The 12,139-nt window shown below is 65.6% G+C and carries 6 protein-coding genes; all 6 read left to right on the top strand.

The features are described from left to right. Nucleotides 1-303 precede the first annotated feature (303 nt). The gene (locus MHZ91_RS27375) at nt 304-1,809 is read left to right on the top strand and encodes a TolC family outer membrane protein (protein ID WP_239216505.1); all 1,506 of its coding nucleotides are present in this window, start codon (nt 304-306) and stop codon (nt 1,807-1,809) included. Nucleotides 1,810-1,833: 24 nt separating this feature from the next. Next, nucleotides 1,834-2,046 carry a hypothetical protein gene (locus MHZ91_RS27370; protein ID WP_105238190.1) on the top strand — a complete coding sequence of 71 codons (213 nt, stop codon included), beginning with the start codon at nt 1,834-1,836 and terminating at the stop codon, nt 2,044-2,046. Continuing rightward, a complete protein-coding gene (locus MHZ91_RS27365; protein ID WP_370633017.1) occupies nt 2,030-4,195 on the top strand; it encodes a type I secretion system permease/ATPase in 2,166 nt (721 codons plus the stop codon). The genes MHZ91_RS27370 and MHZ91_RS27365 overlap by 17 nt, the downstream gene beginning before the upstream one ends. A gap of 7 nt (nt 4,196-4,202) precedes the next feature. Further along, a complete protein-coding gene (locus MHZ91_RS27360) occupies nt 4,203-5,624 on the top strand; it encodes an HlyD family type I secretion periplasmic adaptor subunit (protein ID WP_175123990.1) in 1,422 nt (473 codons plus the stop codon). 19 nt (nt 5,625-5,643) lie between these two features. After that, nucleotides 5,644-6,300: a response regulator transcription factor gene (locus tag MHZ91_RS27355; protein ID WP_175138570.1), complete on the top strand. Its 657-nt coding sequence runs from the start codon at nt 5,644-5,646 to the stop codon at nt 6,298-6,300. 84 nt (nt 6,301-6,384) lie between these two features. Next, on the top strand, nt 6,385-12,139 hold a 5,755-nt coding region (locus MHZ91_RS27350), incomplete at its 3' end, for a retention module-containing protein (protein ID WP_239216504.1).

Raw genomic sequence — 12,139 nt, 5'->3', positions numbered from 1 at the left:
TTGAGACGGATACAAATTGGTAAACAAAATAGATACAGAACTCTCAAATAGATATAATCGCCACACGCTCCAAACGCTGTTACTTCGAAATAATACGTAATAATCGGTATTAATAGAAATAAGCCGCGTTAGGTTAAGCGATGTTCGTGCAAATTCGAAGAAGTAGTTAGATGTTGCGCGAAATTCACCTTATGGACCGCCAGCAACAATCCTCAAGAGTTAACAAATCTTGACTCGCCAAAGCTGACATTTACATACAACATGGCGGCCATTCAATCTCAACTTGACTCGCGAATAATCACTATGGCTTCGTTTTTGCTCAAAAGCACGACCTCGGTCCTTGCCCTTGCATTTGCCCCTGCCGTTTTTGCACAGTCCGCGACGCCCGGCGCTGCCGCACCCGCCGGGCAACCGCAAGTGACGTTGAATCAGATCGTTGAGCAGACCCTGCTCAGCAATCCGGAAATCCAGGCCAAGTACCACGACTTCCAGGCGTCCCTGGAAGGCCAGGCCGTCGCCCGCGCCGCCTACTTCCCGCAGATCAATGCGCAGGGTTACCTGGGCCGCGAATGGCGCAACAACGTGCCCGGCGTCGGCTCGCAGAGCTGGAACCGCCCCGGCTGGAGCGTCGAATTGCGCCAGCTGATTTTTGATGGCTTCCGCACCACCAATGACGTCAAGCAGGCCGGTTTCGACAAGCTGGCGCGCTTCTATGACGTGCTGGCCACCAGCGACAACACCGCCTTCACCGCCGTGCAGGCCTACATCGACCTGCAGCGCTACCGCGACATGGAGCTGCTGGCTCGCCAGAACTACTCGCTGCACGAAAGCACCCTCAAGCAGATCGGCGAGCGCACGGAATCCGGCGTGGGCCGGCGCGTCGACCTGGAACAGGCCGGCGGCCGTCTGTCGCTGGCCCAGACCAACCTGATGACCGAAACGGCCAACCTGCTGGACGTGCAACAGCGCTTCCAGCGCGTGACCGGCGCCTTCCCGCCTGAATCGATGCTGCCGGCGCCTGACATCGCCGACAAGCTGCCCAAGGCCCCGGGCAATTTCAATGAATCGCTGCGCCGCAACCCCAGCTTCCTGTCCAAGCAGGCGAGCCTGCAGGCCGCGCAGGCGGGCGTGCAGTCGTCCAAGGGCGCGTTCTCGCCGAAGTTTGAATTCGTGGCCAACACGGGCCGAGACCAGAATGATCCGACCCCGCAAAGCCGCGACATCCAGAGCTCCAGCGTCCAGGTCGTGATGAGCTACAACCTGTACCGCGGCGGCGCGGACTCCGCCCGCGTGCGCCAGACCGCCAACCAGTCCTACGCCGCCCGCGACATCCGCGACTACACCTGCCGCAACGTGCAGCAAGACCTGGCTGTGGCCTGGAACAACATCACCAGCCTGAACCAGAAGCTGCCCTTCCTGCGTGACCACGAGGTGGCCACGACCAAGGTGCGTGATGCGTACGCGCAACAGTTCCAGATCGGCCAGCGCTCTCTGCTGGACCTGCTGGACACGGAAAACGAACTGTTCGAATCGCGCCGTGCGCTGACCAATGCCATTTATGATCTGCGTCTTGCGCAGTACCGCTGGCTGGCCCTGTCCCACACCCTGCTGCCGGCGCTGTCGCTGCAACCCGCGCGCAATGAGATGCCCGAGGAAAACGGCAAGCTGGAAGTGTCGGACGAAGTGATCAAGCTGTGCAATTCGACCGTTCCGGATACCGCCCGACTGGCTCCCGTGCGCGTGCATTACAACGAAGGCACCCTGCCCCCCACGCTGGTGCCGGTGAACGCGCCTGCCGCCCGGCCCTGACCGGCGCAGCCGCAAGGAGGCCCAATGGCAAACAAGGGCAGTGATTTCTCGCAGTTGGACGCGGACTTTGTCCGCGTCCTTGAAGACTTAATCGACGCGTTGATCGCCAACGGCACCTTGCGGATGACAGACCTGCCTGTCCAGGCCCAGCAAAAACTCACCCAGCGCAAGCAGCAGCGTGCGCGTCTCTCGGAACACCTCGACCTGTTGGATGACGAAGATGGACAAGTTATCTGAGAAGGCCGCCCGGGATTGGCGCGCTGATGCCCGCGCCGCGCACGACGATCCGCTGCTCGATTGCCTGGTGGAAATCACCCGCCTGCATGGCGTGACGGCCACCGCGCAAGCTTTGTCCTCGGGCCTGCCCCTCGAAGAACACCGCCTCACGCCCGCCCTGCTGCCCCGCGCAGCCGCGCGGGCGCAGCTTTCGGCACGCGTGGTCAAGCGCACGCTGGATGACATCTCGCAGGACCTCCTGCCGGCCATCCTGCTGCTCAAGGGCGAACGCGCGTGCCTGCTGCTCAAGAAGGACGGCGGCAAATTCGTGGTCAGCCATCCGGAATTGGGCGGCAGTTCCTTCGACATGGACCCGGCCGAACTGGCCGAGCAGTACAGCGGCCTGGTGTGCTTCGTCCGCCCGCAATTCCGCTTTGACGCCCGCGCCCCGGAAGTCGCCAAGGTGCGCGAGCGCCACTGGTTCTGGGCGGCCATCATGGAGAACCGCCGGCTGTACCGCGACGCCCTCGTCGCGGCGCTGCTGATCAACGTGTTCGCCATGGCGATGCCGCTCTTCACCATGAACGTATACGACCGCGTGGTGCCAAACAACGCCGTCGAAACGCTGTGGGTGCTGGCCATCGGCATCACGCTGGTGGTGATCTTCAACATGATCCTGAGCACGGCGCGGTCCCATGTGGTGGACAGCGCCAGCAAACGGGTCGACGTGCGCCTGTCCGCGCAGATCATGGAACGCGTGCTGGACCTGCGGCTGGAAGGCCGTCCGGTCTCGGTCGGATCCTTCGCGGCCAACCTGCGCTCGTTCGAATCCATTCGCGACTTCATCGCCTCGGCCACCATCACGACGCTGGTCGACCTGCCCTTCATCCTGCTGTTCCTGGCCGCCCTGGCCTGGATTTCGCCGTGGATGATCCTGCCGCCGCTGGTCGCGATCGTGCTGATCCTGCTGGTGTCGCTGGCGGCGCAGGCGCGCATGGAAGCGCTGACGATGGCCTCGTTCCAGGCCTCGTCGCAACGCAACGCCACGCTCGTCGAAGCGCTGACCGGCCTGGAAGCCGTCAAGACGCTGAACGCCCAGGGCGCAATCCAGCGCAACTGGGAGCGCGCCACCGAATTCATTGCGCAGACGGGCGGCAAGCTCAAGCTGATCTCGTCGTCCACGGTGGGCTTCGTGCAGGCGGTGCAGCAGCTCGTGTCGATTGCCGTCGTCATCATCGGCGTGTATCTGGCCCAGGAATCGGCGCTGTCGATGGGCGGCATCATTGCCGCATCCATGATCGCCGGCCGGTGCCTCGCGCCGCTGGGTCAGGTCGCCGGCCTGCTGATGCAGTACCAGAACGCGCGCACGTCGCTCGGTTCCATCGACAACTACATGAAGATGCCGATCGAGCGCCCGGCCGAGGCAGAATTCCTGCATCGCCCCGTGTTCCACGGCGGCCTGGAGTTCCGCGACGTGACCTTCGCGTATCCCGGCAGCACGCAACCGGTGCTCAAGAAGGTGTCGTTCAAGCTCAAGCCGGGCGAGAAGGTCGGCATCATCGGCCGCATCGGTTCTGGCAAGACGACGCTTGAAAAGCTGGCGCTGGCCCTGTACCAGCCCACCGAAGGCGCCGTGCTGCTGGACGGCGTGGACGTGCGCCAGATCGACCCGGCCGACGTGCGCCGGGCCATCGGCCACGTTCCGCAGGATCCCCTGCTGTTTTACGGCAGCCTCAAGCACAACCTGGCGATGGGCGCGCCCTACGCCGACGACGCCAGCATCCTGGCGGCGGCCAACATGGCCGGCGTGACCGAGTTCGCCAACCTGCACCCCAATGGTTTCGACATGATCATCGGCGAGCGCGGCGAATCGCTCTCCGGCGGCCAGCGCCAGTCAGTGGCCGTGGCCCGCGCGCTGATCAACGATCCGCCGATCCTGCTGCTGGACGAGCCAAGCAGCAACATGGACCACCAGAGCGAAGCCCAGCTTCGCAAGCGCCTGGGTGAAGCCAGCGCGACCAAGACGATCCTGCTGGTGACGCACCGCACCGCGCTCCTTGAACTGGTCGACCGCCTTATCGTGATCGACAACGGCCATATCGTGGCCGACGGTCCGAAGGAACAAGTTGTCGAAGCCCTGCGTCAAGGACGCGTTGGACGCGGAAGCTGAGAAGACCATGCTGAACAATCCTGGAGCCCCCAAGCACGGTTTCTTTGGCAACCTGCTGCGCGCCCCGCGCAACCTTTTCGTCTTCTTCTTCGATCGCATCCTGGACGGCGCCGACAAAGGCAAACCCGTCCAGCGGTCCGACTACATCGGCAACGCCGAATGGGTCATCCACGAGTCCCAGGCCCGCGGTTCGCGCATCCTGCTGTGGACCTCGCTGCTGGCCACCATGGGTCTGCTCGTCTGGGCGGGCTTCGGCAGCATCGACGAAGTGGTCCGCGGCGAAGGCAAGGTCGTGCCGTCCCGCCAGGTGCAGATCATCCAGAGCCTGGACGGCGGTATCGTCCAGGAGATCCTGGTCCGCCCCGGCCAGGAAGTCGAGGCCGGCGAGATCCTGCTGAAGATCGACTCCACCCGCTTCACCTCGTCGCTGGGCGAGAACAATGCGGAGTATCTGTCGCTGCTGGCCAAGTCCGCCCGCCTGAAAGCGCTGGCCACGGGCGAGCCCTTCGTCACGCCTGAGGAAGTGCTCAAGCAGGCGCCCGGCCTGGGCGAAATGGAACGCAACGCCTGGCAGGCGCGCAACACCGAGCTGAACGCCACCGTCAACGTGGCCCGCGAACAGCTCAAGCAGCGCCAGGAAGACCTGCGCGAAACCATCGCCAAGCGCGACCAGGCCTCGGCAAGCTGCGGCCTGACCTCGCGCGAGCTGCAGGTGACCCGGCCGCTGCTCAAGAGCGGCGCCGTGTCCGAGGTCGACCTCCTGCGTCTGCAACGCGATGTCGCCCGGTATTGCGGCGAGCAGAAAGGCGCCGAGGCGCAGATCGACCGCTTCCAGGCCTCCATCAAGGAAGCCGAAAGCAAGATCCAGGAAGCCGAGCTGAACATCCGCAACCAGGCCCGCAGCGAACTGTCTGAAACCAACACCAAGCTGGCGACGCTGCGCGAAGGCAAGGCCGCGCTCGTCGACCGCGTCAAGCTGGCCGAAGTGCGCGCCCCGGTGCGCGGCACCGTCAAGACCCTGTTCAACAACACGGTCGGCGGCGTGGTGCAACCGGGCAAGGACATCATCGAGATCGTTCCCAAGGACGACACGCTGCTGCTCGAAGTGCGCATCCAGCCGCGCGACATCGGTTTCCTGCACGCGGACCAGAAGGCCGAGGTCAAGTTCACGGCCTACGACTTCGCGATCTACGGCGGCCTGGAAGGCCGGGTGGAACAGATCGGCGCGGACACCGTGACCGACGAGAAAGGCAATTCCTACTACGTCGTGCGCGTGCGCACGGACCGCAGCACCGTAGGCGACAAGCTGTTGCCCATCATCCCCGGGATGGTGGCAGAGGTTCATATCCTGACAGGCAAGCGCACGGTGCTCCAGTACCTGCTCAAGCCCATTCTGCGGGCGAAGTCGAACGCCTTCACCGAACGTTAATGGAGAGCTTCAAGGCCTTATGAAACCCATTCCCGTCCTGTTGATTACGCACGACGACCTGCTCTGGCAGCACTGGCGCGCGCTTGACCCGGCGCGCTGGATGGCAGCCCGCGGGCGAGGCCTGGCGGATCTGCAACGCTGGCGAGAACAAGGCCGTACGCTGGCGGTGCTGGATGCCGACGTGCCCAAGCTCCCCTCCTGGCACGATCCAGCATGGACGCCGACGCTGGCCGGCCTGCATGTCGTCGTCGCCAGCGCCAGCCCCAACGACGAGCAAGGCACGCAGGCGCTGGGCGCCGGGGCGCACGGCTACTGCCACAGCTATGCGCAGCCCGCCGCGATGGCGCAGGCGCTGGAAGTCGTCGCCTCCGGCGGCATCTGGATGGGACGCTCGCTGGTGTCCCGCCTGCTCAAGCTTGTCACCGAGCGCGCGCAGGACGCGCACGCCTGGGACGGCGGCCGGCTGACCGAGCGCGAAATCACCGTCGCGCGCTACGCCGCCAGCGGCCAAGCCAACGCCCAGATCGCCGAGGCGCTGGGCATCACGGAACGCACCGTCAAGGCGCATCTGTCGGCGGTGTTCGACAAGCTCGGCGTCACCGACCGCCTGCAGCTCGCCCTGCTGGTCCACGGTATTTCCGCACCCACTGACGCACGCAGCAAAATCACTGCGTGAACCTGTCCTCAAGGACAATATCCGCCGGCATCGGCGACCCGTAGTATCTGGCCATCTTGGATAACTCCCTGAAACGGAACCAACATGGCCAACTCCTCCCCCGCAGTCGTCAACGAAATCTCCGGTCGCGCGTGGATACGCAATAGCGACGGTTCCCTGACCGAACTGCATCAAGGCAGCAAAGTCCCGGCCGGCAGCGACATCGTCACTGCCTCGGGCGCCACGGTTTCGCTTCAGGTTGAAAACGGCATGCCGATCGTGATCGGCGAAGGCCGCGAAGTCGCCGTCAACGGCGACATGACCGGCCCGCTGGCCGATCCGACGGAAGCCGCCGTCGCGCCGCCCTCGGGCACCGATTCCGATCGCCTGCTGGCCGCCCTGCAAGCCGGCCGCGACCCGTTCGACGAGTTGGATCCCACGGCCGCGGTCGTGGCCGGCGGCGGCGAAGCCGGCGGCAGCAGCTTCGTCCGCCTGGCCCGCATCCTGGAAACCACCAGCCCGCTGGACCTGGCCTACCCGAACCCGGCGCGCGGCGACGATACGCTGCCGCGCGTGTCGGGCGCTGCCCTGACCGGCGATGACGGCGACGCCGCCGCACCGGTTCCGGGCAACACGCCCCCGAATGCCCTGAACGACGCCGTCTCCACGCGCCAAGACGATGCGATCCGCGGGAACCTGCTCTCGAACGACGCGGACGCCGATGGCGACGCACTGACGCTGGTATCCGTCAACGGCCGTCCGATGACCGGCGCCGGACTGACCGTGCCCGGCTCGAACGGCGGGTCGTTCACGGTATTTCCTGACGGATCGTACGTTTTCAATCCCCACGGCGAATACAAGGGCCTGGGCGAAGGCGAAACGGCGACCTCGACCATTTCCTACACGATTACCGACCCGTCGGGCGCCACCTCGACCGCAACGGTCGCCGTCACCATCGTCGGCGTGCTCGACGTGCCCACGATCGCCGTGTCGGATGCCGGCGTCATCAACGAAGGCGGCAACGCCACGTTCAACATCACCCTGGGCAACACGGTCGATCTGGACCGTGAAACGACCATCACGCTCAAGGTCGGTGGTCAGGTCGAAGCCCAGGATGTCGGCGTGCCTGTCGTCACCATCGGCGGCGTGGCCGTAGCCGTGACTGCCAATGCAGACGGCACGTACAGCTTCAAGCTGCCCGCCGGCGTCACGAACGGCATCGTGGTGACCTTGCCCACGACCGACGACAACACTTTCGAGGGCCGCGAGACCCTGACGCTGGAGGCCACGCTCAGCGGCCAGGCCGCCAACGGCGCCCAGCTGCCCGCCGGCATCTCCGACACCGGCAACGCCACGATTGTCGATACCGACAGCACCGACCCGACCAACCCGAACCCGGGCGCCGACGTGCCGGCCCTGACCGTCTCGGACGCGGGCGAAGTCAACGAAGGCAGCGACGCCGTCTTCAACGTCGCCCTGACCAAGTCGGTCGACGCCGACACCACCCTGACGTTCACGCTGCGCGGTCAGATTGAAGCCGGCGACGTGGGCACCCCCACCGTCATGATCGGCGGCCGGCCTGCCACCGTCACGGCCAACGCCGACGGCTCCTTCAGCGTCACCGTGCCGGCTGGCACGACCGGCGGCATCGTCGTCACCGTGCCGACCACTGACGATTCGGTGTTCGAAGGCCGTGAGCAACTGACCCTGAACGCCACGCTTTCGGGCAATACCGCCAGCGGCGTCGCGCTGCCGGGCAACATCACCGATTCGGGCAGCGCCGTCATCGTGGACGACCGCGGTCCTGGCGCCGACGTGCCGAGCCTCACCGTAGCCGACGCAGGCGATGTCAACGAAGGCAGCAACGCGGTCTTCAATGTCGCGCTGACCAAGCCGGTCGATGCGGACACCACCCTGACGTTCAAGCTGGGCGGTCAGATCGAAGCCGGCGACATCGGCACCCCCACCGTCATGATCGGCGGCCAGCCCGTCGCGGTCACGGCCAATGCCGATGGCACCTACAGCATCACCGTGCCGGCTGGCACGACCGGCGGCATCGTCGTCACCGTACCGACCACCGACGATTCCGTGTTCGAAGGCCGCGAACAGCTGACGCTGGACGCCACCCTCTCGGGCAATACCGCCAGCGGCGTCGCGTTGCCGGGCAACATCACCGACTCCGGTAGCGCCACGATCGTCGATACCGAAGGCACCGACCCGTCGAACCCGAACCCGGGCGCCGACGTGCCGGCCCTGTCCGTCTCCGACGCGGGCGATGTCAACGAAGGCAGCGACGCTGTCTTCAACGTCGCGCTGACCAAGCCGGTCGATGCCGACACCACCCTGACGTTCACGCTGGGCGGTCAGATCGAAGCCGGCGACGTCGGCACCCCGACCGTCATGATTGGCGGCAAGCCCGTCACGGTCACGGCCAACGCCGATGGCTCCTACAGCATTACCGTGCCGGCTGGCACGACCGGCGGCATCGTCGTCACCGTCCCGACCACCGACGACTCAGTCTTCGAAGGCCGTGAACAGCTGACGCTGGACGCCACGCTCTCGGGCAATACCGCCAGCGGCGTTGCGCTGCCGGGCAACATCACCGACTCCGGTAGCGCCACGATTGTCGATACGGAAAGCACCGACCCGTCCAACCCGAACCCGGGCGCCGACGTGCCTGCGCTCACCGTTTCGGATGCCGGCGACGTCAATGAAGGCAGCGATGCGGTCTTCAATGTCGCGCTGACCAAGCCGGTTGATGCCGACACCACCCTGACGTTCACGTTGGGCGGTCAGATTGAAGCCGGCGACGTCGGCACCCCCACCGTCATGATCGGCGGCAAGCCCGCCACCGTCACGGCCAATCCTGACGGCACGTACAGCGTGACCGTTCCTGCCGGCACCACCGGCGGCATCGTCGTCACCGTCCCGACCACCGACGACTCGGTCTTCGAAGGCCGTGAACAGCTGACGCTGGACGCCACCCTTTCGGGCAATACCGCCAGCGGCGTCGCCCTGCCTGGCAACATCACCGACTCCGGCAGCGCCGTCATCGTTGACAACCAGGGCGAAGGCGCCGATGTGCCGGCCCTCACCGTCTCGGACGCCGGCGACGTCAACGAAGGCAGCAACGCGGTCTTCAATGTCGCGCTGACCAAGGCCGTCGACGCCGATACCACGCTGACGTTCACGCTGGGCGGTCAAATTGAAGCCGGCGACATCGGTGTCCCCACCGTCATGATCGGCGGCAAGCCCGCCGTCGTGACTGCCAATGCCGATGGCTCCTACAGCATCACCGTGCCGGCTGGCACGACTGGCGGCATCGTCGTCACCGTTCCGACCACCGACGACGCGGTGTTCGAAGGCCGCGAACAGCTGACGCTGGATGCCACGCTGACCGGCAACTCGGCCAGCGGCGTCGCACTGCCGGGCAACATCACCGATTCCGGTAGCGCGACGATTGTCGATACCGAAAGCACCGATCCGTCCAACCCGAACCCGGGCGCCGATGTGCCTGCGCTCACCGTCTCGGATGCCGGCGACGTCAACGAAGGCAGCAACGCCGTCTTCAATGTCGCGCTGACCAAGCCGGTCGATGCCGACACCACGCTCACCTTCAAGCTGGGCGGCCAGATCGAAGCGGACGACGTGGGTGCGCCCACCGTCATGATCGGCGGCAAGCCCGCCACCGTCACGGCTAACGCCGATGGCACTTTCAGCGTCACCGTGCCTGCTGGCACCACGGGCGGCATCGTCGTCACGGTCCCGACCACCGATGACTCGGTCTTCGAAGGCCGTGAACAGCTGACGCTGGACGCCACGCTGTCGGGCAATACCGCCAGCGGCGTCGCCTTGCCTGGCAATATCACCGATTCCGGTAGCGCGACGATCGTCGATACCGAAAGCACCGACCCGTCGAACCCGAACCCGGGCGCCGACGTGCCCGCGCTGACCGTCTCGGATGCCGGCGACGTCAACGAAGGCAGCAACGCCGTCTTCAACGTCGCGCTGTCCAAGCCGGTGGATGCCGACACCACCCTGACGTTCACGCTGGGCGGCCAGATCGAAGCGGGTGACGTGGGTGCGCCCACCGTCATGATCGGCGGCAAGCCCGCCACCGTCACGACCAATCCGGACGGCACGTACAGCGTTACGGTGCCGGCGGGTACCACCGGTGGCATCGTTGTCACGGTCCCGACCACGGACGACTCGGTCTTCGAAGGCCGCGAGCAACTCACGCTGGAAGCCACGCTGTCCGGCAATACCGCCAGCGGCGTTGCCCTGCCCGGCAACATCACCGACTCGGGCAGCGCCGTCATCGTTGACGATCACGGTTCGGGCGCCGACGTGCCGTCCCTGAGCGTCTCGGACGCCGGCGATGTCAACGAAGGCAACGACGCCGTCTTCAACGTCGCGCTGTCCAAGCCCGTCGACGCCGACACCACGCTGACGTTCACGCTGGGTGGCCAAATCGAAGCCGGCGACGTGGGTACGCCGACCGTCATGATCGGCGGCAAGTCTGCCGTCGTGACCGCGAATGCCGATGGCTCGTACAGCATCACGGTGCCGGCTGGTACGACCGGCGGCATCGTCGTCACCGTCCCGACCACCGATGATTCGGTGTTCGAAGGCCGTGAGCAACTGACCCTCGACGCCACGCTGACCGGCAGCTCGGCCAGCGGCATCGCCCTGCCAGGCAACATCACTGACTCCGGCAGCGCCGTCATCGTTGACGATCACGGTTCGGGTGCGGATGTGCCGTCCTTGAGCGTCTCCGACGCCGGCGACGTCAACGAAGGCAGCAACGCCACCTTCAACGTCGCCCTGTCCAAGCCGGTTGATGCCGACACCACCCTGACGTTCACGCTGGGTGGTCAGATTGAAGCGGGCGACGTGGGTGCCCCCGCCGTCATGATCGGTGGCAAGCCTGCCGTCGTCACGGTTAACGCCGATGGCTCCTACAGCGTCACCGTGCCTGCCGGTACGACCGGCGGCATCGTTGTCACGGTTCCGACCACCGACGATTCGGTGTTCGAAGGCCGTGAACAGCTGACGCTGGACGCCACGCTGACCGGCAGCTCCGCCAGCGGTATCGCGCTGCCGGGCAACATCACCGATTCCGGTAGCGCCACCATTGTCGATACCGACAGCACCGATCCGTCGAACCCCAACCCGGGCGCCGACGTGCCGGCCCTGTCCGTCTCGGATGCGGGCGATGTCAACGAAGGCAACGACGCCACCTTCAACGTTGCGCTGTCCAAGCCGGTCGATGCCGACACCACGCTCACCTTCAAGCTGGGCGGCCAGATCGAAGCCGGCGACGTGGGCACGCCCACCGTCATGATTGGCGGCAAGCCCGCCCCCGTCACGGCCAACGCCGATGGCACTTTCAGCATCACCGTGCCGGCTGGCACCACCGGCGGCATCGTGGTTACGGTCCCGACCACGGACGACTCGGTCTTTGAAGGCCGCGAGCAACTCACGCTGGAAGCCACGCTGTCCGGCAATACCGCCAGCGGCGTCGCGCTGCCCGGCAACATCACCGACTCCGGCAGCGCCGTCATCGTTGACGATCATGGCTCTGGCGCGGATGTGCCGGCCCTGACCGTCTCGGATGCGGGCGATGTCAACGAAGGCAACAACGCCGTCTTCAACGTGGCCCTGTCCAAGCCGGTTGACGCCGACACCACCCTCACGTTCACGCTGGGTGGTCAGATTGAAGCGGGCGACGTGGGCAGCCCCACCGTCATGATCGGTGGCAAGCCTGCCACGGTCACGGCCAATCCGGACGGTACGTACAGCGTTACGGTTCCTGCCGGCACGACCGGCGGCATCGTTGTCACCGTCCCAACCACCGATG

This window comes from Achromobacter sp. ACRQX (assembly GCF_022346505.1).
GTDB classification, from domain to species: Bacteria; Pseudomonadota; Gammaproteobacteria; order Burkholderiales; family Burkholderiaceae_B; genus Achromobacter; species Achromobacter animicus.
This window is presented reverse-complemented; position numbering and strand designations above follow the sequence as displayed.

Coding starts and splice junctions, on each gene's coding strand:
- MHZ91_RS27375 (WP_239216505.1), top strand. CDS start 304: ATGGCTTCGTTTTTGCTCAAAAGCACGACCTCGGTCCTTGCCCTTGCA.
- MHZ91_RS27370 (WP_105238190.1), top strand. CDS start 1,834: ATGGCAAACAAGGGCAGTGATTTCTCGCAGTTGGACGCGGACTTTGTC.
- MHZ91_RS27365 (WP_370633017.1), top strand. CDS start 2,030: ATGGACAAGTTATCTGAGAAGGCCGCCCGGGATTGGCGCGCTGATGCC.
- MHZ91_RS27360 (WP_175123990.1), top strand. CDS start 4,203: ATGCTGAACAATCCTGGAGCCCCCAAGCACGGTTTCTTTGGCAACCTG.
- MHZ91_RS27355 (WP_175138570.1), top strand. CDS start 5,644: ATGAAACCCATTCCCGTCCTGTTGATTACGCACGACGACCTGCTCTGG.